Raw genomic sequence first — 22,484 nt, forward strand, 5'->3', positions numbered from 1 at the left:
CATACTGAAACCGTTTACCTCTGACCACTTCTGCTCGTAGGAACCAACAAATGTCCACCTCGGCCCCCGCCAAGGTCCCCGCTCCGGAGCAGCCGGGCGGCGCGCCCGCGTACGGCGCTCTCGACCGCTACTTCAAGATCTCCGAGCGCGGCAGCACCCTGTCCCGCGAGGTCCGAGGTGGTTTCGCCACCTTCTTCGCGATGGCCTACATCATCGTGCTGAACCCGATCATCCTGGGCAGCGCGAAGGACATGTACGGCCACCAGCTCGACAACGGCCAGCTGGTCACCGCGACGGCCCTGACGGCGGCGTTCACCACGCTGCTGATGGGCGTCATCGGCAATGTGCCGATCGCGCTGGCCGCCGGTCTCGGCGTGAACTCCGTCGTCGCCCTCCAGCTGGCCCCGCGCATGTCCTGGCCGGACGCCATGGGCATGGTCGTGCTGGCCGGTTTCGTGGTCATGCTGCTGGTGGCGACGGGCCTGCGCGAGCGCGTGATGAACGCGGTGCCCTTCGGCCTGCGCAAGGCCATCTCCATCGGTATCGGCCTGTTCATCATGCTGATCGGCCTGGTCGACTCCGGCTTCGTCTCCCGCATCCCGGACGCCGCCCACACCACCGTCCCGCTCCAGCTGGGCGGCACCGGTCACCTCAACGGCTGGCCGGTGCTGGTGTTCGTCCTGGGCGCGCTGCTGACGCTCGCGCTGATCGTCCGCAAGGTGCCCGGCGCGATCCTGATCTCGATCGTCGCCATGACCGTCCTCGCGGTGATCATCGAGGCCGTCGCGACGGTCCCGTCCTGGGGCCTGACGACGCCCAAGTGGCCGGGCAACCCGGTCGCCACCCCCGACCTCGGCCTGATCGGCGAGTTCAGCCTGTTCGGCGGCTTCGAGAAGGTCGGCGTACTGACCGGCATCCTGTTCGTCTTCACGGTCCTGCTGTCCTGCTTCTTCGACGCCATGGGCACGATCATGGGCGTGAGCGACGAGGCCAGGCTGACCGACGCACAGGGCCAGATGCCCGGCATCAACAAGGTGCTGTTCGTCGACGGGATCGCGGTCGCCGCGGGCGGCGCCAGCTCCTCCTCGGCCACCACCGCCTTCGTGGAGTCCACGGCCGGTGTCGGCGAGGGCGCCCGCACCGGCTTCGCGAACATCGTCACGGGCGGCCTCTTCGCCGTCGCGCTGTTCCTCACGCCGATCGCCACGATGGTCCCGTCCCAGGCGGCCACCCCGGCCCTGCTCGCGGTCGGCTTCCTGATCCTGGCCGGGTCGGTCAAGGAGATCGACTGGGCGGACCACACGATCGCCGTCCCGGCGTTCGTGACGATGGTGATGATGCCGTTCACCTACTCGATCACCAACGGCATCGGCATGGGCTTCATCACGTTCGTGGCGATGCGCCTGGCGGCCGGGCGGGCCAAGGAGATCCCGGCCGCGATGTACGTGGTCTCGGCGGTGTTCGCCTTCTACTACCTGATGCCGGCGCTGGGACTGACCTGATCGTTCATGTGAGGCCGTAGAACTTCTCGGTCTCCTCGACGGCGGACTGGAACCGTTCGTCGAAGTCATCACGGATGAGCGTCCGGACGACATAGTCCTGGACGCTCATTCCTCTTTTCGCCGCATGGTGCCGGAGCCGTTCGAGCAGCTCCCCGTCTATCCGCAGGCTGAGCACGCTGGTCCCCATGCACACGAGGGTCGCCGGACACGGGTGGCCGATGCGTCACTTTCCGGAATCGGCTCACTCGTACGGGTGACCCGGGTGTTTGAGTGGCGAGGGTCACGGGCATCCGGCCCGTCCCGAGTGGTCTTTAGTCAGAGTAATGAGTTAAGCTAAGGAACATGCCGGACCTCACCCATGGCGACGACGCTGCCGCCGTGAACTCCCTGCGCTCCGCCGTGATGCGGCTCTCCCGCCGCCTCAAGCACCAACGGGTCGACGAGTCGCTGAGCCCCACCGAGATGTCGGTGCTGGGCACCCTGTCCCTGTGCGGCCGGGCGACCCCGGGCGAACTGGCCCGCAAGGAACACGTCCAGCCGCCGTCCATGACCCGGATCGTCGCGCTGCTGGAGGCCAAGGGCCTGGTCCGGCTCGAGCCGCACCCCGAGGACCGGCGCCAGAAGGTCGTCACCCGCACCGAGCAGGCCGAGGCGATGCTCGAGGAGAGCCGCCGCAAGCGCAACGCGTTCCTGGCCGCGCTCGTCGAGGACCTCGACGAGGACGAGTGGGCCAAACTGCGCGCCGCCGCCCCCGTGCTGGAGAAGCTCGCACATCTGTAAGTCGCACCGAGGAGGCGAACGCTCTTGAGTACGGGCCCCGGAACAGTTTCCGCACCCGCACCGACCACCCCTACTCCATCCACCCGGTCCTCGATGTTCAGCTCGCTGAAGATCAGGAACTACCGCCTCTTCTTCCTCGGCCAGGCCGTCTCCAACATCGGCACCTGGATGCAGCGCATCGCCCAGGACTGGCTGGTGCTCAGCCTCACCGGCTCCGCCACCGCCGTGGGCGTCACCACCGCCCTGCAGTTCCTCCCGATGCTCCTGTTCGGCCTCTACGGCGGCGTCCTCGTCGACCGCCTGCCCAAGCGGCCCACGCTCCTGGTCACCCAGACAGCGATGGCCCTCACCGGCCTCGCGCTGGCCGCCCTGACGATCACCGGCCAGGTCCAGGTGTGGCACGTCTACGTCGCCGCCTTCGCCGTCGGCCTCGCCACGGTCGTCGACAACCCGGCCCGCCAGTCCTTCGTCACCGAGATGGTCGGCCCCGACCAGCTGCAGAACGCCGTCAGCCTCAACTCGGCCAACTTCCAGTCCGCCCGCCTGATCGGCCCCGCGGTGGCCGGCCTGATGATCACCGGCGTGGGCACCGGCTGGGCGTTCCTGCTGAACGGCCTGTCCTTCGTCGCGCCCATCGCGGGGCTGCTGCTGATGCGCGCCCGCGAACTGCACGCCGTCGAGCGTGCCCCGCGCGGCAAGGGACAGCTGCGCGAGGGCCTGCGCTACGTCTCCGGCCGCCCCGAGCTGATCTGGCCGATCGTGCTCGTCGGGTTCGTCGGCACCTTCGCCTTCAACTTCCCCGTCTACCTCGCCGCCTTCGTCGACGACGTCTTCCACGCGGGCGCCGGAACCTACAGCCTCTTCAACACCCTCATGGCCGTCGGCTCCGTCGCCGGAGCCCTGCTCGCCGCCCGCCGCGGCACGGCCCGCCTGCGCGTGGTCAGCACGGCCGCGCTGCTGTTCGGCCTGATCGAGGTCGTCGCGGCCGGGGCGCCCACCCTGTGGATGTTCGCCGCGCTGATGATCCCGCTGGGCCTGTTCGGCATGACCATCAACGTCACCGCCAACACCAGCCTCCAGATGGCCACCGACCCGGTCATGCGCGGCCGCGTCATGTCCCTCTACATGATGGTGTTCCTCGGCGGCACCCCGATCGGCGCGCCCATCGCCGGCTGGATCACCGACACCTACGGCCCCCGCGCCGGCCTCGCCGCGGGCGGCGCCGTCGCGGCCCTCGCCGCGGCCGTCATCGCCGTGATCCTGGCCCGCACGGGCGGCCTGCGCCTGTCCGTGGGCTGGCGCCACGGCCACCCGAGCGTGCGGTTCGTGCCGCGCGAGCGGCGGGAGGAGCTCGCGGCGGCGGCCTGATGGCAGGGTGAGCACCATGAGACTCTTCGCCGCCGTGCTGCCCCCGGACGAGGTGGTCGGGGAACTGGCCGCCGAGGTGGAGGCGCTGAAACGGCTCCCCGGCGCGGACCGGCTCCGCTGGACCGGCCGCCCCGGCTGGCACTTCTCTCGCCTTCTACGGTGAGGTCGACGACACCGTCGTACCCGACCTGTCGGCCCGCCTGGAGCGCGCCGCCCACCGCACGGCCCCCTTCCCGCTCGCGGTGAGCGGAGGGGGCCAGTTCGGCCACGGCCGCGCCCTGTGGGCGGGGGCCGACGGCGATGTGGCGTCCATGCGGCTGCTGGCCGACCGCAGCGAGGCCGCCGCCCGCAAGGCGGGCCTCGACATGGGGGAGCACCGCCGCTACAAGGCCCACCTCACGGTGGCCCGCAGCCGCGACGCCGTGAACGTGAGGGCGTACACGGACGCGCTGGCCACGTTCGTCAGCCGCACCTGGACCGTGGGCGAGCTGGTGCTGGTCCGCAGCAACCTGCCGGCCTCCGGCGTGCCGGGTGAACAGCCCCGCTACGAGGCGGTCGCCCGCTGGCCACTGGGCGCGGCCGGTTAGGCTCGTTCCCGTGGACCCGAAGACCCGGAACCGGATCATGGCCGGTGCGCTCGTGCTGATGTTCGTCGTGGTGGCGGTGGCGGCGGCCCTGGGGAGGTAGTTCGCCCCAGGCCGCCGCACGGCCCTTAGGGCTTACCAGGCGAAGGCCTCCGGGGAGGGCCCGGGCCCGGGGAAGATCTCGTCCAGCCCGGCGAGCAGCTCCGGCGACAGCTCCAGCTCGACCGCCCGCAGCGCCGACTGAAGCTGCTCCGCCGTACGCGGCCCCACGATCGGCCCCGTCACACCCGGCCGGGTCAGCAGCCACGCCAGCGCGACCTCGCCGGGCTCCAGCCCGTGCTTGTCGAGCAGCTCCTCGTACGACTGCACCTTGGCCCGTACGGCCGCGTCCTTGAGCGCGTCGGCGGTACGCCCGCTGGAGCGCCGCCCGCCCTCGACCTCCTTGCGGACGACCCCGCCGAGCAGACCTCCGTGCAGCGGCGACCAGGGGATGACCCCCAGCCCGTAGTCCTGCGCGGCCGGGACGACCTCCATCTCGGCGCGGCGCTCGTAGAGGTTGTACAGACACTGCTCACTGACGAGCCCGTACGAGCCTCGCCGCGCGGCTGTCTCATTGGCCTGGGCGATCTTGTAGCCGGGGAAGTTGCTGGACCCGGCGTAGAGGATCTTGCCCTGCGCGACGAGGGTGTCGATGGCCTGCCAGATCTCCTCGAACGGCGTGGCCCGGTCGATGTGGTGGAACTGGTACAGGTCGATGTGGTCGGTCCCCAGGCGCTTCAGCGAGGCGTCCACGGCCCGCCGGATGTTGAGGGCCGACAGCTTGTCGTGGTTCGGCCAGGGCTCGCCGTCCGTGCCCATGTTCCCGTACACCTTCGTGGCGAGCACGACCTTGTCGCGGTTGGCCGCGCTCTTGGCGAACCAGCTGCCGATGATCGACTCCGTACGGCCCTTGTTCTCACCCCAGCCGTACACATTGGCCGTGTCGAAGAAGTTGATCCCCGCGTCCAGCGCCGCGTCCATGATGGCGTGGCTGTCCGCCTCGTCCGTCTGCGGTCCGAAGTTCATCGTGCCGAGGACCAGTCGGCTGACCTTGAGTCCGGTGCGTCCGAGCTGCGTGTACTTCATGGTCTCCAAGCCAACGGCTTGGAGTGCGCTCTATGCAAGGAGCCTGTGTCGCTCAGTCCCGGGGGAACTCGTCGGTCTTGAGGACGAGGCCGAGGGGGGTCCCCGTCAGGTCCACCTCGTCGCCGAAGCGGATCTTGGTCTCGGTGGCGTAGTCGCCGTCCTTGGGGTCGGTGTAGAGGTGGCAGCGCCCCAGGTAGGGGTCGGCGATCAGATAGACCGGTACCTCCGCGCGGGCGTATGCGGTCTTTTTAGGGCCGTAGTCGTTGACGGCTGTGCGTTGGGAGATGACCTCCACCACGAAGACGACGTCCTGGTACCGCCACAGACCTCGTTCGTTCTTCTCGGCATCCCGGGCGAGCAGTGTCACGTCGGTCGCGAAGCCGTTGAGGTGTCCGGGGTAGTCGATGCGTACGTCCGACTTGACGCGGCTGCGGGGGTATTTGTTGCGAAGCTGGTCGTAGATGGCGGCGATGATCTCCCAGTGGGTGTCCCGCTGAGGCGTCATAAAGATGTTCCCCCCGACGATCTCTGCTTTCGTTCCCTCGGGGATGGGCATCTTCTCAAGCCACCCGAACATGACGTCCAAGGTCAGCTCGTCGCTCTCGTCAGCCATCGCGATCCTGTCTTCGACGACGGTCATCGTGGCGCTCCTCCCCGGCTGCCCCACCGACGAGCACAGCCGCGCAGTACAACGATACGCACGGTCACAAGGTCACGTACGGACCTCGTACGCCGCCCCCCAGCCCCACTCCGCCCACATCGCCTCGGCGAAGGCCTCCGCCAGCTTGTGCTCGCCGCTCGCGTTCGGGTGGGTGCCGTCGTAGGTGTCGCCGTGGAAGTCGTACGAGTCGGGGACCGAGGCCAGCACCAGAGGTGAGCCCGGCGCGTCGAGGTCGGTCACGGCCTTGGCGAGGAGGTCGTTGAAGAGGTGCACCTGGGCGGCGAAGTCCGGGTCCCCCTCCGCGCGGACGTTCCTGATGACCGGCAGCAGCACCATCCGGATGCGGGGGTTCACGGAGCGGGCCTGCGTCACGAAGGCGCGGACGTTGTCCGCCGTCTGCTCGGCGTTCGTGTAGAAGCCCAGGTCGATGAGGCCCAGCGACACCAGCAGCACGTCCGCGCGGCACGTCCGGACCGCCTCCGCGATGAGCGGGACCATGTGCTGCCAGCCCTCGCCCCAGCCCGCGAGGTGCGCGCGGGGGAAGTCCGGGTCGGCGTAGTCGTACGACGTCGGCTCCTGCGCGGCCTGGTCGTACAGCGTCTCGCGCGGGCCCACGAGGGTGAACGGGCCGCCGTACGTGTCGCGCAGGTGCTGCCACAGCCGGTGACGCCATGTGTGTTCGCCCGCGCTGCCGATCGTCATGGAGTCACCTACGGGCATGAACCTGAGCATCCGCTCATCATGAACGATCTGTGGGACGCAGGGGACGTGGGAGGTATGTGAGGACCGCCACCACGATCATCGCCCTCGCCTCCTCGGGTCCCGGGACCGGGATGGCAGGCTTGGGGCATGCGCCGACGCCTTGCCGCCCTCCTCCCCGCAGCCGCCTGCCTGCTGTTCGGGCTCGCCGCGCCCACGACCGCGTACGCGGCCGACGGCGACGAGAGCTTCACCATCAAGGACCCGCGCATCACCGAGTCCAGCGGCCTCGCCGCGTCCCGGCAGCACCCGGGCATCTACTGGACCCACAACGACCAGGACGAGGGCGCCTACCTCTACGCCGTCGACAGCCGGACCGGGGAGACCGTCGCGACCGTCACCATGACCGGTGTCGGCGACCCGCGTGATGTGGAAGCCATCGCCGTGGGGCCCGACAACCAGCTCTACGTCGGCGACATCGGCGACAACGACGGGGTCGTCTGGGACCACGTCTGGGTCTACCGGCTGCCCGAGCCGGCCCAGCTCAAGGACCAGACCGTCCGCGCGACGCAGTACGTCGTGAAGTACTCCGACGGCCCCCGCGACGCCGAGTCCCTCCTGGTGCACCCCAAGACCGGCCGCGTCTACATCATCGACAAGGGCGAGGACGGCGGCCATCTCTACTCCGGCCCCGCCGAGTTGTCCGCCTCCGGCACCAACGTCTTCTCGCCCGGCCCGCCCATCGACCTGTGGGCCACCGACGCCGCCTTCTCCCCGGACGGCGAACAGTTCGTCGTACGGGGCTACATGGGCGGCATCGCGTACGACTGGAACGGCGGGCAGCCCCGGCGCCTGGGCCGTGTCAGCGTGCCGCTGGGGCAGGGCGAGTCCGTGTCCTACTCCGCCGACGGCACGAAGCTGATGCTCGGCATGGAGGGCGCCCAGAGCCCGGTCGAGGCCCAGGACGCGCCCGGCGGCGACTCCAAGTCGCCCTCCTCGAAGGGCGGTTCCGGCGCCTCCGGTGACGACGGCGACTCCGGGCTGCGGATCGAGTACGTCGTCGTCGCCGGCATCTGCGTCGGCCTCTTCGGCATCGCCCGGCTCAGGCGCAGGTCCTAGCCGTCCGGCCCCGGCTGCCCCGCCCGGGCGCTTGCCTCGCGCCCGCCCCCGTCCGGCCGGACACTGGGAGGTGGGGGGCCGTACCGGCCAGGAGGAACCATGATCGGACTGAGCCGCGACGACGTCCCTGTCGCCATGGCGGAAGAGGACGGCCTCGAAGTACGTATGGCGGAGATGGGCGACATGATGGTCGGCTTCCTCCGCTTCCCCAAGGGCGCGGATCTCGCCTCGGCACTCAAGGGCCTGCCCGACGACCTCTGCCAGTGCCCGCACTACGGCTATCTGCTCAGCGGCAGGATCAAGATCCGGACGAAGGACGGCGAGCACGTCTACGAGGCGGGCCAGGCCTACTACTGGGCGCCCGGGCACGCCCCCGAGCCGCTGGAGGACAGCGAGCTGGTGGAGTTCTCGCCGACCGAGGAGTTCAAAGCGGTGGTCGAGCACATCAGCAAGTCGGCCGAAGGCTGAGCCGAGACGCGCAGGCGGCTGAGACACGTACGGCCCTGGAGGGAGGGCTTCCCCTCCAGGGCCGTACCGCAGGACCGCAGGCCGTAGCCGGGATCGCTTACAGGTGCTCGATCACGTAGTCGACGGACCTCGTCAGCGCCTCGATGTCCGCCGGGTCGATCGCCGGGAACATCGCGATGCGCAGCTGGTTGCGGCCGAGCTTGCGGTAGGGCTCGGTGTCCACGATGCCGTTGGCGCGCAGCACCTTGGCGACCGCGGCCGCGTCGACGTCGTCGGTGAAGTCGATCGTGCCGATGACGGCCGAGCGCTTGGCCGGGTCGGTGACGAACGGGTTCGCGTACTTCACGTCCTCCGCCCAGCCGTACAGCGTGCGCGCGGAGGTCGCCGTGCGGCGGGTCGCCCAGTCCAGGCCGCCCTGGCCGTTGATCCACTCCAGCTGCTGGTTCAGCAGGAAGAGGGTGGACAGCGCCGGGGTGTTGTACGTCTGGTTCTTGCGGGAGTTGTCGATCGCCGTCGGCAGGCTGAAGAACTCGGGGATGTGCCGGCCCGAGGCGTGGATCCGCTCGGCGCGCTCGATCGCGGCCGGGGAGAACACGCCGATCCACAGGCCGCCGTCGGAGGCGAAGGACTTCTGCGGGGCGAAGTAGTAGACGTCCGTCTCGGCGATGTCCACCGGCAGGCCGCCCGCGCCGGAGGTGGCGTCGACCAGGACCAGGGAGCCGGCGTCGGCGCCCTCGACCCGCTTGATCGGCATGGCCACACCGGTCGAGGTCTCGTTGTGGGTGAACGCGTACACGTCCACACCGGCCTCGGCGGCCGCCTCGGGGTGCGTGCCCGGGTCGGAGGCGATGACAGTGGGCTCGGCGAGCCACGGCGCGAGCTTGGCGGCCTTGGCGAACTTGGAGCTGAACTCGCCGAAGTTCAGGTGCTGCGACTTGTTCTCGATCAGGCCGTGCGTCGCGATGTCCCAGAACGCGGTGGAGCCGCCGTTGCCGAGGATCACCTCGTAGCCCTCGGGGAGCTGGAACAGCTCGGAGATGCCCTCGCGCACCTTGCCGACCAGGTTCTTGACCGGGGCCTGGCGGTGGGAGGTGCCGAGCAGAGAGGTACCGGTGGCGGCCAGGGCGTCCAGCGCCTCCACCCGCACCTTGGAGGGGCCCGCGCCGAATCGACCGTCGGCGGGCTTGATGTCAGCAGGAATCTGGATCTCAGCCACGAGGTGAGGTTATCCGGTGGAGGAAACGGGGTCGAAACACCGTCCGTCGGCTGAGACACGCGCGGGGAACGGACGGACTGGTTGGCTGGGTGCATGACGGATCTGGAAGCCGCACTGCGCAGGGCCGTCCGGGGCGATGTCCGTTTCGACGTCACCGCCCGCGCCCTGACCACCATGGACGCCTCCAACTACCGGCGTGTCCCGCTCGGGGTCGTCGCGCCGCGCGACGCGGACGACGTGGCGGCCGTACTGGCGGTGTGCCGGGAGCACGGCGTGCCGGTCGTGCCGCGCGGCGGCGGTACGTCGATCGCGGGCCAGGCGACCGGCACGGGCGTGGTCCTGGACTTCACCCGGCACATGAACGGCCTGGTCTCCCTCGACCCGGAGGCCCGCACCGCCGTCGTCCAGCCCGGTCTCGTCCTCGACCGGCTCCAGGAGGCCGCCGCCCCGCACGGCCTGCGCTTCGGCCCCGACCCGTCCACCCACAGCCGCTGCACCCTCGGCGGGATGATCGGCAACAACTCCTGCGGCTCGCACTCGGTGGCCTGGGGCACGACCGCCGACAGCGTGCGGGAGCTGGCCGTCGTCACCGCGCGCGGACAGCGGCTGCGGCTCGGACAGGGCTGGGCCGGGGCACCCGAGGGGCTGCGGGACCTGGTCCTCGGCGACCTCGAACGCCTGCGCACCGGCTTCCCCGACCTGCCCCGCCGTATCTCCGGCTACGCCCTGGACGCGCTGCTGCCGGAGAAGGGCGCGGACGTCGCCCGCTCCTTCTGCGGCTCCGAGGGCACGCTCGGCGTCCTCACGGAAGCGGTCGTCACGCTCGTCGAGGCGCCACGCGCGCGTGCCCTCGCCGTCCTCGGGTACGCCGACGAGAGCGCGGCCGCGGAGGCGGCGGCGGGCCTGCTGCCGTACGGGCCGCTGACCGTGGAGGGGATGGCCGCCGACCTGGTGCCGGCGGACGCGGCCGGGCTGCCCCGGGGCGGGGCCTGGCTGTTCGTGGAGACGGGCGGGGAGACGGCGGCGCAGGCACGCGCGCGTGCGGAGGAGATCGCACGCGCGGCCGACACTCTCGACGCGCTGGTCGTCACCGACCCGGCCGGGCAGCGCGCGCTGTGGCGCATCCGCGAGGACGCCGCCGGCACGGCGACCCGTATGCCCGACGGCGCCGAGGCCTGGCCGGGCTGGGAGGACTGCGCCGTACCGCCCGCCCGCCTGGGCGCCTACCTGCGCGACTTCCGCGCCCTGCTCGCCACCCACGGCCTGCGCGGCACGCCGTACGGCCACTTCGGCGACGGCTGCATCCACGTCCGCATCGACTTCGACCTGCTGACCGGGCCCGGCGTGGCCCGCTTCCGCCGCTTCTCCGAGGAACTCGCCCGTCTGGTCGTCGCCCACGGCGGGTCCCTGTCGGGTGAGCACGGCGACGGGCAGGCGCGGGCGGAGCTGCTGCCGGTGATGTACGGGCCGGAGACGGTCGCGCTCTTCGAACGCGCGAAGGCGGTCTGGGACCCCGACGACCTCCTCAACCCCGGCATCCTGGTCCGCCCGGCGCCCCTGGACGCCGACCTGCGCTTCGCGGTCCTGCCGCGCGAGCCGGTGGACGTGGCCTTCGGCTACCGGTCCGACGGCGGCGACTTCACGGCGGCGGTACGGCGGTGTGTCGGGGTCGCGAAGTGCCGTACTCCCTCTCCGGCGGGCCCGTCGGTGATGTGCCCCTCCTTCCGCGTCACGGGCGAGGAGGAGCACTCCACGCGCGGGCGCGCCCGCCTGCTGCACGAGATGCTCGCCGGGGAGCTGGTGACCGACGGCTGGCGCTCGCCGGAGGTCCGGGACGCGCTGGACCTGTGCCTGGCCTGCAAGGGATGCCGCTCGGACTGCCCGGTCGGCGTCGACATGGCCACGTACAAGGCGGAGTTCCTGCACCACCACTACGCGGGCCGCCGCAGGCCTGCGGCGCACTACAGCATGGGCCGCCTGCCGGAGTGGCTGCGGTGGACGGCCCGTCTGCGGGCGGCGGGCCTGGTGAATGCCCTGGCGGGTCTACGGCCCCTCGCCCGGCTCGCCCGGCGCCTCGGCGGCATCGCGGCCGAGCGGGAGATCCCGAAGCTGGCGCCCGAGCCGTTCACCCGCTGGTGGCGGCGCAGAGAACCCGCTGTGGGTCCGGGTGAGCCGGTGGTGCTGTGGCCGGACACCTTCACCGAGCATCTGTCGCCGAACGTGGGCCGGGCGGCGGTGCGGGTCCTGGAGGCGGCCGGACTGCGTGTGGCACTGCCACCGACGCTCTTCCCGCGCGGGGGGCGGCTCGCGGACGGTCGCACCCGGTCCGCGTTCGCGCTGGCGGGAGTCCGCAGGGGGCGGGTGTGCTGCGGGCTGACGTACGTCTCCACCGGGCAGCTCGGCCGGGCCCGAAGGGCCCTGCGCGACACGCTCGACCTGATGGAGCCGGTGCTTCGGGCGCGGATGCCGGTCGTGGTGCTGGAGCCGAGCTGCGCGGCGGCGCTGCGGACCGATCTGCCCGAGCTGCTGCGGGACGACCCGCGAGCGGCGCGGCTGGCGGAGCGGGTGGTCACGTTCGCGGAGGCGCTGGAGCGGTACGCGCCCGGCTGGCGACCGCCCCTGCTGGACCGCCCTGCGGTCGGACAGACGCACTGCCACCAGCACGCGGTCCTCGGCGACGCGGCCGAGCGGAGGCTGCGCGCGGCAGCCGGCCTGTCGGGCGAGCTGTCGGGCGGCTGCTGCGGCCTCGCGGGCGACTTCGGCTTCGAGCGTGGCCACTACGACGTCTCGGTGGCCTGCGCGGAGGAGCAACTGCTGCCGTCGGTGCGGTCGGCTCCGCAGGACGCGGTGGTGCTGGCGGACGGCTTCTCCTGCCGCACGCAGCTGGAGCAACTGGCCGGGGTGCGGGGGCGGCATCTCGCGGAGGTGCTGGCCGAGGGACTGGCCGACAAGGAGTCAGGGGCGTGAGCGCTGTACATGCCTGACCCGAGTCCATTACCGTGGACTGGCAAGTGCATCGTAATGAACAAGATCCCCTTCGCGCCCAGCCCTCAGGAAGCCCCCGTGACCACTTCGAGCACCACCTCCACGCCCACCACGGCGTCAGCGCCGGTCGCCTCGGCAGGGACCGGCGGGCGACGAGGCGGTTCTCTGGGGCCGGTCGGACTGGTGCTGGCCGGCGGGATCTCGGTGCAGTTCGGCGGGGCCCTCGCCGTGACGCTCATGCCGCGCGCGGGCGCGCTCGGCGTGGTGACCCTGCGGCTCCTGGTCGCCGCGCTCGTGCTGCTGATCGTGTGCCGCCCCCGGCTGAAGGGGCACACGCGTGCCGACTGGGGTACGGTGGTGGTCTTCGGCATCACCATGGGCGCGATGAACGGCCTGTTCTACGAGTCCGTGGACCGCATCCCGCTCGGCGCGGCCGTCACCCTGGAGGTGCTCGGCCCGCTCGCGCTGTCCGTGATCGCCTCCCGGCGGCTGGTGAACCTCGTCTGGGCAGGGCTCGCCCTCGCGGGAGTGTTCCTGCTCGGCGGCGGAGGCTTCAGCGACCTCGACCCGGTGGGCGTGGCCTTCGCCCTGGGAGCGGGCGCGATGTGGGCGGCGTACATCGTCTTCAGCGCCCGCACCGGCCGCCGCTTCCCCCAGGCGGACGGCCTCGCCCTGGCCATGGCGGTGGCGGCACTGCTCTTCCTGCCCCTGGGCATCGCCGAGTCGGGCGCCAAGCTCACCGACCCGGTGACGATCGGCCTGGGCGCGGGCGTGGCGATCCTGTCTTCCGTCCTGCCCTACACCCTCGAACTCCTCGCCCTCCGACGCCTCCCCGCCTCCACCTTCGCGGTCCTGATGAGCCTGGAACCGGCCATCGCCGCGACGGCCGGCTTCCTCATCCTGGACCAGGCCCTCACGGCCACGCAGTCCGCTGCGATCGCCCTGGTCATCGGGGCGAGCATGGGGGCTGTGCGGACGCAGGTGGGGCGGGGGAAGGCAGTTCCCGAGGTTTGAGCGGCCCGGCCCGGTCCGGCCGGACTAGAGTCGGACCCGTGTTCCGCATCAACCGGAACCTGGGGCTCGGCCGGTCCGTCGGTCCCCGGGCACGAAGGGAACGGCAGCATGAGCCTGCAGCACACCGAGGCGGCCGACGACCGCCCGACGATCCCTCGCCCTGAGCGGTCACCGGGCGCTCTGCGTGCGGCCTGCGCCGTCGTGGCCCCCGCGCTTCTCCCGGCCTATGACAGGGCCAAGGACCAGGCGCTGGCCGAGGCCGTCGAGCACGGGTCACTGAAGCCCGTGCACGCGTATCTGGCTCACTGGGCCGCTCTGATCGAGATCGAGCGCCACCCGGAGACAGCGAAGCGGTACCACCGCGCCGAATACCTCGCCCGGATAGCCGCCTCCCCTGAGGAGGCCCGCGAGCACCTCACCGCGGCGAGTGTCCTCTACCGCGCCGCGGCCGAAGCGGTGGCGACGCGGTGACCTGGCGCTGGGAGTACGTCCCGGACGAAGAAACCGTGGCGGCGGGTGCGCCGCCCGGATTCCTGGCCGAGGTGGAGAAAGCCGCCGACGAACTGGTCCGTGCCGCAGAGGCGCTGTACCTCCATGGGGTCGCGTACCAGGAGGCGGACGAAGGGGCCAAGCACGCCTTTGTCGCGGGTGGCTTCTTCGTCTACATGATCACGCCGAGGTCGGAGATGGTCACCATCTGGCAGATCACGCCCGACCCCGAGCTGTGACAGTGGTCAGTGTTTGACCGACTCCACGAAGGCGGACCAGGCCCTCGCGGGGAAGCGCAGGGTGGGGCCGTCCTGCTTCTTGGAGTCCCGGACGGCGAGGTGGGGCTGGAGATCGGCGACCTCGAGGCAGTCCCCTCCGGTGTCGCCGCTGTAAGAGGACTTACGCCATATCGTGCCCGTCAGGTCCAGTTCGGTTCCCATAACGTTCCTCCATCACACGGGCGATCAGCGCGGTCGAGTCCCTCGGGGAGAGGGCCGCGGCCTGCAAGTGATCGTAACGGGCCGAACCCTCCTTGAGAGCTTCTGGATTGGCCGTCATGTGCCCCTGGACGAAGTCCTCGGTGTAGACGATGTCGGGGTCGCTTCGGAAGCGCAGGAGGTTGAACGAGCCCATCAGGCCCGTGTGTTCGCCGGCCTCGAACGGCAGCACCTGAATGTCCAGCCACTTGCGCTCCTGCATGGCCAACAGGTGCGCCAGTTGCTCGCGCATGACCTCCTGACCGCCGATCTCCTGGTGCAGCACGGCTTCGCTCAGCACCACCCACGCCACGGGCGGATCGTCCCTGTCCAGAAGACGCTGACGATCGAGCCGCGCAGCCACCTTGGCGTCGAGGTCGCGGTCCTCGCGAACGCCGAGCAGCGCACGTGCGTACGCCTCCGTCTGGAGAAGTCCGTAGACCACCTGCGCCTGGAACGTGGAGATGTACGCCGCCTTCGCCTCCATCTCCGCATAAGGCTGGAACCAACTCGGCAACTGGCTCCGCAGCACCAGCCCCACCAGCCGCGAGAACAACCCGTCCGTCCCCAGCGCCGCATCCACCCGCTCCGAGAACTCCCGGGTCGGCACCTTCATCGTCGTCTCGATCTGCCCGATCAGGGACCCCGTACAGAAGACGATCGACCCCAGGGCCTTCTGCGTGAGCCCCGCGGCCTCGCGGGCGCGGCGCAGCTCGTAGCCGTAGTAGTCCAAGGGAGACGCACTGGGGTCGAGTTCGCGGATGTGCACGATGACCACCTCCTGTCACTCACGGTAGCCAGCCGGGTGCGCACAGGTCCCGGAAATGCGGAAAGAAATTAATGCAAGCACGCTTGCTTGTTTCTGGCGGCGCTGCCATCCTCGCCGCATGGCCGACCCGACGCCCGTCTTCGACGACCTGCGCGCTGAGAGCGAAGAACTCGACCGAATCGTGGCCGAGTTGGAGCCCGAGCGGTGGAGACTGCCCACCCCCGCGCCCCGCTGGACCATCGCCCATCAGATCGCCCACCTCGCCTGGACCGACCACTCCGCCCTGCTGGCCGTCACGGACGCGGAGGCCTTCCGGGGGCTGGTGGAGCAGGCCCTCAAGGCGCCGGAGTCGTTCGTGGACGACGGCGCCGACGAGGGCGCGGCCCTGCCTCCCGGCGAGCTGCTCGCCCGCTGGCGCGAGGGGCGCGAGGCGCTCGACGCGGCGCTGCGGGCGGCGCCCCCGGGCGCTCGCTTCCCCTGGTACGGGCCGCCCATGTCCGCTGCCTCCGTGGCGACGGGGCGCCTGATGGAGACGTGGGCGCACGGGCAGGACGTGGCCGACGCGCTGGGTGTCGTACGACCGCCCACCGACCGGCTCAGGCATGTGGCGCGGATCGGGGTGCGGGCGCGGGACTTCGCCTTCCAGGCGCGGGGGCTCACCCCGCCCGAGGGCGAGTTCCGGGTCGAGCTGCTCTCCGCCTCCGGGGAGGTGTGGGCCTACGGCCCCGAGGACGCCCCTCAGCGCGTCACCGGCCCCGCCCTGGACTTCTGCCTGCTGGTGACCCAGCGGGCCCACCGGGACGACCTCGCACTGAACGCCGTAGGGGCGGACGCCGAGCGGTGGCTGGACATCGCCCAGGCCTTCGCGGGGCCGCCCGGAGAGGGCCGCGCCCCCAAGGGGGCTGACGCGTGAGCCTGCGGATCGGCAACGCCTCCGGCTTCTACGGCGACCGCTTCGACGCCATGCGCGAGATGCTCACCGGAGGTGAACTCGACGTACTGACCGGCGACTACCTCGCCGAGCTGACCATGCTCATCCTCGGCCGCGACCGGCTGAAGGACCCCTCCGCCGGGTACGCGCGCACGTTCCTGGGCCAGTTGGAGGAGTGCCTCGGCCTCGCGCACGAGCGGGGGGTGCGGATCGTCGCCAACGCCGGTGGGCTCAACCCCGCTGGACTCGCCCAGAAGGTCAGGGAGTTGGCCGAACGGCTCGGCATCCCCGTCCGGGTCGCTCACGTCGAGGGTGACGACCTCACCGCCGACCACCCCGGCAGCCTCGCCGCGCACGCGTATCTCGGTGGGTTCGGGATCGCCGCGTGTCTGCGCGAGGGCGCGGATGTCGTGGTCACGGGGCGGGTCACCGACGCGGCGCTGGTCACGGGGCCCGCCGCCGCGCACTTCGGGTGGGGGCCGGGTGACCTGGACCGGCTCGCGGGTGCGGTCGTCGCCGGGCATGTGCTGGAGTGCGGCACACAGGCCACCGGCGGCAACTACGCCTTCTTCACCGACGGCGACACCACCCGCCCCGGCTTCCCCCTCGCCGAGCTGCACGAGGACGGCAGCAGCGTCATCACCAAGCACCCGGGGACGGGCGGCTTCGTGGACGTGGGGACCGTCACCGCGCAGTTGCTGTACGAGACGCAGGGCGCCCGGTACGCCGGACCGGACGTCACCGCCCGGCTGGACACTGTACGGCTCACCCAGGTCGGCCCCGACCGCGTCCGCATCGAGGGCGTGCGCGGTGAGGCCCCGCCGCCCACGCTGAAGGTCGGCCGCAACCGGCTCGGCGGCTGGCGCAACGAGGTCGTCTTCGTGCTCACCGGGCTCGACATCGAGGACAAGGCGGACCTGGTGCGGCGACAGCTGGAGCCCGCTCTCGCCAAGGTCGCCGACGCCCGCTGGGAGCTGGCCCGCACCGACCGCGCGGACGCCGGCACCGAGGAGACGGCCAGCGCGCTGCTGCGGCTCGTCGTGCGCGACCCCGACCAGTCCGCCGTGGGCAAGGCGCTCAGCGGGGCCGCCGTGGAACTGGCGCTGGCGAGCTATCCCGGCTTCCATGTCGCCGACCTGCCGGGCAAGGGCACGCCCTACGGCGTCTTCGACGCGGTGTACGTCCCGCAGGGCGCGGTCGCGCACACGGCCGTGCTCGACGACGGGCGGCGTATCGCCGTGACGCCGCCGGCCGACAGCCTCGTACTCGACGACGTGCCGCAGCCGCTGCTGCCCGCACCGCTGCCCGCCGGGCCGGTGCGGCGCGCCCCGCTGGGGCTGGTGGCCGGGGCGCGCAGCGGGGACAAGGGCGGGGACGCGAATGTGGGCGTGTGGGCGCGGACGGAGGAGGCCTGGCGGTGGCTGGCCCATGAGCTGACCGTGCGGAGGTTCCAGCAGCTCATCCCCGAGAGCGACGGGCTCGACGTCACCCGGCACGTCCTGCCCAATCTCCGTGCCCTGAACTTCGTCGTCGAGGGCGTCCTCGGCGAGGGCGTCGCCGCCCGGCACCGCTTCGACCCGCAGGCCAAGGCGCTCGGCGAATGGCTGCGCTCACGCCACCTGGACATACCGGAGGCTCTTCTGTGACGGTCATCGGCTCGACCCTGGACACCACGAGCCCCGACTACCGGGCGAACCGCGAGGCCATGCTCGCCAAGCTCACCGCCCTCGACGCCGAGCAGGCGAAGGCGCTGGCGGGCGGGGGAGAGAAGTACGTCGAACGGCACCGGAAGCGGGGGAAGTTGCTCGCGCGCGAGCGCATCGAGCTGCTCCTCGACCCCGACACGCCGTTCCTGGAGCTGTCGCCGCTGGCCGCCTGGGGCAGCGAGTACGCGGTCGGGGCCTCGCTCGTCACCGGGATCGGGGTCGTCGAGGGCGTGGAGTGCCTGATCACCGCCAACGACCCGACCGTGCGCGGCGGGGCGTCCAACCCCTGGTCGCTGAAGAAGGCCCTGCGCGCCAACGACATCGCGCTCGCCAACCGGCTGCCCTGCATCAGCCTCGTCGAGTCCGGTGGCGCCGATCTGCCGTCGCAGAAGGAGATCTTCATCCCCGGGGGCGCGATCTTCCGGGACATCACGCGGCTTTCCGCCGCAGGGATTCCGACCGTGGCCGTCGTCTTCGGCAACTCCACCGCCGGTGGCGCCTACATCCCGGGCATGTCCGACCACGTGATCATGGTCAAGGAGCGGGCCAAGGTGTTCCTGGGCGGGCCGCCGCTGGTCAAGATGGCCACCGGGGAGGAGAGCGACGACGAGTCGCTGGGCGGCGCCGACATGCACGCGCGTGTGTCGGGCCTCGCCGACCACTTCGCCGTCGACGAGCACGACGCCCTGCGCCAGGCCCGCCGCGTGATCGCCCGCCTCAACCACCGCAAGGCGTACGACGATCCGGGACCGGCCGAGCCGCCCAAGTACGACCCCGAGGAACTGCTCGGCATCGTCCCCGGTGATCTCAAGGTGCCTTTCGACCCGCGCGAGGTGATCGCCCGGATCGTCGACTCCTCCGACTTCGACGAGTTCAAGCCGCTGTACGGGACCAGTCTGGTGACCGGGTGGGCGTCGCTGCACGGCTACCCGGTGGGCGTGCTCGCCAACGCCCAGGGCGTCCTGTTCAGCGAGGAGTCCCAGAAGGCCGCGCAGTTCATCCAGCTCGCCAACCAACGCGACATCCCCCTCCTCTTCCTCCACAACACCACCGGCTACATGGTGGGCCGTGAGTACGAGCAGGGCGGCATCGTCAAACACGGCTCCATGATGATCAACGCGGTCTCGAACTCGAAGGTTCCCCATCTGTCGGTCCTGATGGGCGCCTCGTACGGAGCCGGGCACTACGGCATGTGCGGGCGGGCCTACGACCCGCGCTTCCTGTTCGCCTGGCCCAGCGCCAAGTCGGCCGTCATGGGCCCGCAGCAGCTCGCGGGCGTGCTGTCGATCGTGGCCCGGCAGTCGGCGGCGGCGAAGGGCCGGCCGTACGACGACGACGCGGACGCTGCCCTGCGCGCGATGGTCGAGCAGCAGATCGAGTCGGAGTCGCTGCCGATGTTCCTGTCCGGGCGGCTCTACGACGACGGCGTCATCGACCCGCGCGACACCCGCACCGTCCTCGGCCTGTGCCTGTCCGCCGTCCACACCGCGCCCTTCGAGGGCGTGCGCGGCGGCTTCGGCGTCTTCCGGATGTGAGGGGACATTCACGTGATCAAGAGCCTGCTCGTCGCCAACCGGGGCGAGATCGCCTGCCGCGTCTTCCGCACCTGCCGTCAGTTGGGAATCCGGACGGTCGCCGTGCACTCGGACGCCGACGAGAACGCCCTCCACGCGCGCGTGGCCGACACCGCCGTACGCCTCCCGGGGGCCGCCCCCGCCGACACCTACCTGCGCGGCGACCTGATCGTGAAGGCCGCCCTCGCCGCCGGAGCGGACGCCGTGCACCCCGGCTACGGCTTCCTCTCCGAGAACGCCGACTTCGCGCGGGCCGTCCTCGACGCCGGGCTGGTGTGGATCGGCCCGCCGCCCGAGGCCATCGAGGCGATGGCGTCCAAGACCCGCGCGAAGCAACTGCTGGGCATCGCGCCCCTCACCGACGTCACGGACGCCGACCTGCCGGTGCTGGTGAAGGCGGCCGCGGGCGGCGGAGGGCGCGGAATGCGTGTCGTGCGCCGCCTGGAGGACCTGACCACCGCCCTGGAGGGAGCGCGTGCCGAGGCCGCGAGCGCCTTCGGGGACGGCGAGGTGTTCGTCGAGCCCTACGTCGAGAACGGCCGCCACGTCGAGGTGCAGATCCTCGCCGACACCCATGGCACTGTCTGGGCGCTCGGCACCCGCGACTGCTCCCTCCAGCGCCGCCACCAGAAGGTCGTCGAGGAGGCGCCGGCACCCGGACTCCCCGAGCAGCTCGCGCAGGAGCTGCGCGCGCTGTCCGTACGCGCCGCGCACGCCGTGCACTACACCGGCGCGGGCACGGTCGAGTTCCTCGTCGCCGACGGCACGGCGCACTTCCTGGAGATGAACACCCGCCTCCAGGTCGAGCACCCGGTCACGGAGGAGATCTTCGGCCTCGACCTGGTCGCCGAGCAGATCCGGATCGCCGAGGGCCACGCCCTGGCCGCCGACCCGCCACACGCGCGTGGCCACGCCGTCGAGGTCCGCCTCTACGCCGAGGACCCCGCCCGCGACTGGGCCCCGCAGACCGGCACCCTGCACCGCCTCGCCGTCCCCGACGGCATCCGCCTCGACACCGGCTACACCGACGGCGACGACATCGGCGTCCACTACGACCCCATGCTCGCCAAACTCGTCGCCCACGCCCCCACCCGCGCCGAGGCCCTGCGCAAGCTGGCCGGCGCCCTGGAACGCACGGTGCTGCACGGCCCGACGACGAACAGGGACCTGCTCCTCGCCTCCCTTCGGCACGAGGAGTTCACCGACGCCCGCATGGACACAGGCTTCTACGACCGCCACCTCCCCGAGCTGACGGCACCCGCGCCCGACCCGTTCGCCCCCCTGGCCGCCGCCCTCGCCGACACCCACGGCCGCTCCCGCTTCGGCGGCGCGTGGCGCAACGTCCCCTCCCAGCCGCAGACCAAGCGCTACGAGATGGCCGGCGAGGAGCACGAGGCCCGCTACACGCCCACGCGCGCGGGCTTCCAGGTGGAGGGCGCGCGCGTGGTGCACGCCGACGCGCGTCTCGTCGTACTGGAGGTGGACGGCGTACGGCGGAAGTTCGAGGTGACGGCGTACGGCGACCAGGTCCACGTCAACAACACCGTCCTACGCGCCCTCCCGCGCTTCCCCGAGCCCGAGACCCAGCACGCCCCGGGGTCGCTGCTGGCCCCCATGCCGGGCACGGTCGTCCGAGTGGCGGACGGATTGAAGGCGGGCGTTCTCGTCGAGGCCGGTACCCCGCTGATCTGGCTGGAGGCGATGAAGATGCAGCACCAGATCACAGCCCCGGCAACAGGAACCCTGACGGCCCTGCACGCGGCCCCAGGACAGCAAGTGGAGGTAGGCGCACTCCTGGCAGTGGTCGACGGAAACGTCCCTTAGGGGCGCGGGGAACTGCGCGAGCAACCACCAATAACGGAAAGCCCGAGGAGAACAGTGACCACGCACATCGAATCGGAAGAACACAAGGCCCTCCGCTCAGCAGTCCAGGCCCTCGGCAAACGCCACGGCCCCGACTACAACCGGGACCAGCTCTGGCAAGAGGCAGGCAAGCTCGGCTACCTAGGCGTCAACCTGCCGGAGGCATACGGCGGCGGAGGCGGCGGCATCACCGACCTCTCCATCGTGCTGGAGGAACTGGGAGCGACAGGCAGCCCCCTCCTCATGCTGGTGGTGTCACCAGCCATCTGCGGCACAGTGATCGCCCGCTTCGGCACAGAGGCCCAGAAGCAACAGTGGCTGCCCGGCCTGGCCGACGGCACGAAGACCATGGCCTTCGGCATCACCGAACCGGACGCCGGCTCCAACAGCCACCGCATCACCACCACGGCCCGCAAGGACCCGGCGTCAGCCGACTGGCTCCTCACCGGCCGCAAAGTGTTCGTCTCCGGCGTGGACATCGCGGACGCGACCCTCATCGTCGGCCGCACGGAGGACGCCCGCACCGGCAACCTCAAGCCCTGCCTGTTCATCGTCCCCAGGGACGCGGACGGCTTCCAGCGGCGTCAGATCGACATGGAACTCCAGGCGGCGGAGAAGCAGTTCGAGCTGACCCTGGACGACGTACGACTGCCCGCCGACGCGCTCGTCGGCGACGAGGACGCCGGTCTGCTCCAGCTCTTCGCCGGCCTCAACCCCGAGCGGATCATGACGGCCGCGTTCGCGATCGGCATGGGCCGCTACGCGCTCGGCAAGGCGATCGAGTACGCGCGTGACCGCACGGTCTGGAAGACGCCGATCGGCGCGCACCAGGCGATCGCCCACCCCCTCGCACAGGCCCACATCGAGCTGGAGCTGGCCCGGCTGATGATGCAGAAGGCGGCCCATCTGTACGACGCCGGGGACGACATGGGCGCGGGCGAGGCGGCGAACATGGCGAAGTACGCGGCCGGAGAGGCATGCGTGAAGGCGGTCGACCAGGCCGTGCACACGCTCGGCGGGAACGGCCTCACGCGCGAGTTCGGGCTGGCGAAGCTGATAACGGCCGCGCGCGTGGCTCGTATCGCGCCGGTGAGCCGGGAGATGATTCTCAACTACGTCTCGCACCAGACCCTGGGCCTGCCCAAGTCGTACTAG

General features: G+C 71.2%; 21 protein-coding genes and 1 pseudogene. 15 read left to right on the forward strand and 7 right to left on the reverse strand.

Annotation, left to right across the window (positions count from 1 at the left end):
• Positions 1-50: 50 nt before the first annotated feature.
• Complete coding sequence (locus RKD23_RS21020) at positions 51-1,502, forward strand: NCS2 family permease (RefSeq protein ID WP_424855055.1); 1,452 nt, start codon at positions 51-53, stop codon at positions 1,500-1,502.
• Positions 1,503-1,506: 4 nt separating this feature from the next.
• Here RKD23_RS21020 and RKD23_RS21025 read toward each other — a convergent pair whose 3' ends face one another.
• Entirely contained in the window at positions 1,507-1,695 is a 189-nt protein-coding gene (locus tag RKD23_RS21025; RefSeq protein WP_404041830.1) for a ribbon-helix-helix protein, CopG family, read from the reverse strand.
• Positions 1,696-1,844: 149 nt separating this feature from the next.
• On the opposite strand from RKD23_RS21025, the gene RKD23_RS21030 reads away from it, so the two are divergent.
• The 3 genes and pseudogenes from RKD23_RS21030 to thpR all read left to right on the forward strand — a co-directional run bounded on the left by RKD23_RS21030 (position 1,845) and on the right by thpR (position 4,237).
• Positions 1,845-2,282, forward strand: a complete 438-nt coding sequence (locus tag RKD23_RS21030) for a MarR family winged helix-turn-helix transcriptional regulator (protein WP_386377691.1) — start codon at positions 1,845-1,847, stop codon at positions 2,280-2,282.
• 24 nt (positions 2,283-2,306) lie between these two features.
• Positions 2,307-3,650: an MFS transporter gene (locus tag RKD23_RS21035; protein WP_424855056.1), complete on the forward strand. Its 1,344-nt coding sequence runs from the start codon at positions 2,307-2,309 to the stop codon at positions 3,648-3,650.
• Between the two features lie 16 nt (positions 3,651-3,666).
• A pseudogene (thpR, locus tag RKD23_RS21040) lies at positions 3,667-4,237 on the forward strand (RNA 2',3'-cyclic phosphodiesterase).
• A gap of 132 nt (positions 4,238-4,369) precedes the next feature.
• Here the strand turns inward: thpR and RKD23_RS21045 are convergent.
• The 3 genes from RKD23_RS21045 to RKD23_RS21055 all read right to left on the reverse strand — a co-directional run bounded on the left by RKD23_RS21045 (position 4,370) and on the right by RKD23_RS21055 (position 6,752).
• On the reverse strand, positions 4,370-5,359 hold the full coding sequence (locus RKD23_RS21045; RefSeq protein WP_424855057.1) for an aldo/keto reductase: 990 nt from the start codon (positions 5,357-5,359) through the stop codon (positions 4,370-4,372).
• A gap of 52 nt (positions 5,360-5,411) precedes the next feature.
• Positions 5,412-5,999, reverse strand: a complete 588-nt coding sequence (locus tag RKD23_RS21050; RefSeq protein WP_424855058.1) for a Uma2 family endonuclease — start codon at positions 5,997-5,999, stop codon at positions 5,412-5,414.
• Between the two features lie 72 nt (positions 6,000-6,071).
• Positions 6,072-6,752: an SGNH/GDSL hydrolase family protein gene (locus RKD23_RS21055; RefSeq protein ID WP_424855059.1), complete on the reverse strand. Its 681-nt coding sequence runs from the start codon at positions 6,750-6,752 to the stop codon at positions 6,072-6,074.
• Positions 6,753-6,869: 117 nt separating this feature from the next.
• Between RKD23_RS21055 and RKD23_RS21060 the strand changes: the two genes are divergently transcribed.
• Together RKD23_RS21060 and RKD23_RS21065 are read left to right on the forward strand one after the other, a co-directional pair.
• Positions 6,870-7,838 (forward strand): WD40 repeat domain-containing protein, encoded by a 969-nt coding sequence (locus RKD23_RS21060; RefSeq protein WP_424855060.1) that lies wholly within the window; start codon positions 6,870-6,872, stop codon positions 7,836-7,838.
• Positions 7,839-7,937: 99 nt separating this feature from the next.
• The gene (locus RKD23_RS21065) at positions 7,938-8,306 is read left to right on the forward strand and encodes a hypothetical protein (protein WP_424855061.1); all 369 of its coding nucleotides are present in this window, start codon (positions 7,938-7,940) and stop codon (positions 8,304-8,306) included.
• A gap of 97 nt (positions 8,307-8,403) precedes the next feature.
• Here the strand turns inward: RKD23_RS21065 and serC are convergent, their stop codons facing one another.
• Positions 8,404-9,522 (reverse strand): phosphoserine transaminase, encoded by a 1,119-nt coding sequence (gene serC / locus RKD23_RS21070; protein ID WP_424855062.1) that lies wholly within the window; start codon positions 9,520-9,522, stop codon positions 8,404-8,406.
• Between the two features lie 93 nt (positions 9,523-9,615).
• Here serC and RKD23_RS21075 point away from each other — a divergent pair, with 93 nt between their 5' ends.
• The 4 genes from RKD23_RS21075 (at position 9,616) to RKD23_RS21090 (ending at position 14,249) form a co-directional block, all read left to right on the forward strand.
• Positions 9,616-12,489 (forward strand): FAD-binding and (Fe-S)-binding domain-containing protein, encoded by a 2,874-nt coding sequence (locus RKD23_RS21075; protein ID WP_424855063.1) that lies wholly within the window; start codon positions 9,616-9,618, stop codon positions 12,487-12,489.
• A gap of 96 nt (positions 12,490-12,585) precedes the next feature.
• Positions 12,586-13,521 (forward strand): EamA family transporter, encoded by a 936-nt coding sequence (locus RKD23_RS21080; RefSeq protein ID WP_424855064.1) that lies wholly within the window; start codon positions 12,586-12,588, stop codon positions 13,519-13,521.
• A gap of 108 nt (positions 13,522-13,629) precedes the next feature.
• Entirely contained in the window at positions 13,630-13,992 is a 363-nt protein-coding gene (locus RKD23_RS21085) for a DUF6247 family protein (protein WP_424855065.1), read from the forward strand.
• Positions 13,989-14,249 (forward strand): hypothetical protein, encoded by a 261-nt coding sequence (locus tag RKD23_RS21090; RefSeq protein WP_424855066.1) that lies wholly within the window; start codon positions 13,989-13,991, stop codon positions 14,247-14,249. Before RKD23_RS21085 ends, RKD23_RS21090 begins: the two co-directional genes overlap by 4 nt.
• 6 nt (positions 14,250-14,255) lie before the next feature.
• Here RKD23_RS21090 and RKD23_RS21095 read toward each other — a convergent pair whose 3' ends face one another.
• The gene (locus tag RKD23_RS21095; protein WP_424855067.1) at positions 14,256-14,450 is read right to left on the reverse strand and encodes a DUF397 domain-containing protein; all 195 of its coding nucleotides are present in this window, start codon (positions 14,448-14,450) and stop codon (positions 14,256-14,258) included.
• Positions 14,410-15,258, reverse strand: coding sequence for a helix-turn-helix domain-containing protein (locus RKD23_RS21100; protein WP_424858295.1), 849 nt, complete (start codon positions 15,256-15,258; stop codon positions 14,410-14,412). Before RKD23_RS21100 ends, RKD23_RS21095 begins: the two co-directional genes overlap by 41 nt.
• Positions 15,259-15,373: 115 nt before the next feature.
• Here RKD23_RS21100 and RKD23_RS21105 point away from each other — a divergent pair, with 115 nt between their 5' ends.
• The 5 genes from RKD23_RS21105 to RKD23_RS21125 are packed head-to-tail and all read left to right on the forward strand — an operon-like array spanning position 15,374 to position 22,484.
• On the forward strand, positions 15,374-16,168 hold the full coding sequence (locus RKD23_RS21105; RefSeq protein ID WP_424855068.1) for a TIGR03084 family metal-binding protein: 795 nt from the start codon (positions 15,374-15,376) through the stop codon (positions 16,166-16,168).
• A complete protein-coding gene (locus RKD23_RS21110) occupies positions 16,165-17,832 on the forward strand; it encodes an acyclic terpene utilization AtuA family protein (protein ID WP_424855069.1) in 1,668 nt (555 codons plus the stop codon). The genes RKD23_RS21105 and RKD23_RS21110 overlap by 4 nt, the downstream gene beginning before the upstream one ends.
• On the forward strand, positions 17,787-19,427 hold the full coding sequence (locus RKD23_RS21115) for an acyl-CoA carboxylase subunit beta (protein WP_424855070.1): 1,641 nt from the start codon (positions 17,787-17,789) through the stop codon (positions 19,425-19,427). The genes RKD23_RS21110 and RKD23_RS21115 overlap by 46 nt, the downstream gene beginning before the upstream one ends.
• 12 nt (positions 19,428-19,439) lie before the next feature.
• The gene (locus RKD23_RS21120) at positions 19,440-21,290 is read left to right on the forward strand and encodes a biotin carboxylase N-terminal domain-containing protein (protein WP_424855071.1); all 1,851 of its coding nucleotides are present in this window, start codon (positions 19,440-19,442) and stop codon (positions 21,288-21,290) included.
• 54 nt (positions 21,291-21,344) lie between these two features.
• Entirely contained in the window at positions 21,345-22,484 is a 1,140-nt protein-coding gene (locus RKD23_RS21125) for an acyl-CoA dehydrogenase family protein (RefSeq protein ID WP_424855072.1), read from the forward strand.

Origin of the sequence: Streptomyces sp. SAI-170, from assembly GCF_049739565.1 — a bacterium.
Taxonomy (GTDB): domain Bacteria; phylum Actinomycetota; class Actinomycetes; order Streptomycetales; family Streptomycetaceae; genus Streptomyces.

What these genes read in the sequence shown, in the direction of transcription:
- RKD23_RS21020 (WP_424855055.1), top strand. Translation starts at nt 51, where the DNA reads ATGTCCACCTCGGCCCCCGCCAAGGTCCCCGCTCCGGAGCAGCCGGGC.
- RKD23_RS21030 (WP_386377691.1), top strand. Translation starts at nt 1,845, where the DNA reads ATGCCGGACCTCACCCATGGCGACGACGCTGCCGCCGTGAACTCCCTG.
- RKD23_RS21045 (WP_424855057.1), bottom strand. Translation starts at nt 5,359, where the DNA reads ATGAAGTACACGCAGCTCGGACGCACCGGACTCAAGGTCAGCCGACTG.
- RKD23_RS21050 (WP_424855058.1), bottom strand. Translation starts at nt 5,999, where the DNA reads ATGACCGTCGTCGAAGACAGGATCGCGATGGCTGACGAGAGCGACGAG.
- RKD23_RS21055 (WP_424855059.1), bottom strand. Translation starts at nt 6,752, where the DNA reads ATGCTCAGGTTCATGCCCGTAGGTGACTCCATGACGATCGGCAGCGCG.
- RKD23_RS21060 (WP_424855060.1), top strand. Translation starts at nt 6,870, where the DNA reads ATGCGCCGACGCCTTGCCGCCCTCCTCCCCGCAGCCGCCTGCCTGCTG.
- RKD23_RS21065 (WP_424855061.1), top strand. Translation starts at nt 7,938, where the DNA reads ATGATCGGACTGAGCCGCGACGACGTCCCTGTCGCCATGGCGGAAGAG.
- RKD23_RS21075 (WP_424855063.1), top strand. Translation starts at nt 9,616, where the DNA reads ATGACGGATCTGGAAGCCGCACTGCGCAGGGCCGTCCGGGGCGATGTC.
- RKD23_RS21085 (WP_424855065.1), top strand. Translation starts at nt 13,630, where the DNA reads ATGAGCCTGCAGCACACCGAGGCGGCCGACGACCGCCCGACGATCCCT.
- RKD23_RS21095 (WP_424855067.1), bottom strand. Translation starts at nt 14,450, where the DNA reads ATGGGAACCGAACTGGACCTGACGGGCACGATATGGCGTAAGTCCTCT.
- RKD23_RS21105 (WP_424855068.1), top strand. Translation starts at nt 15,374, where the DNA reads ATGGCCGACCCGACGCCCGTCTTCGACGACCTGCGCGCTGAGAGCGAA.
- RKD23_RS21115 (WP_424855070.1), top strand. Translation starts at nt 17,787, where the DNA reads ATGGCTGCGCTCACGCCACCTGGACATACCGGAGGCTCTTCTGTGACG.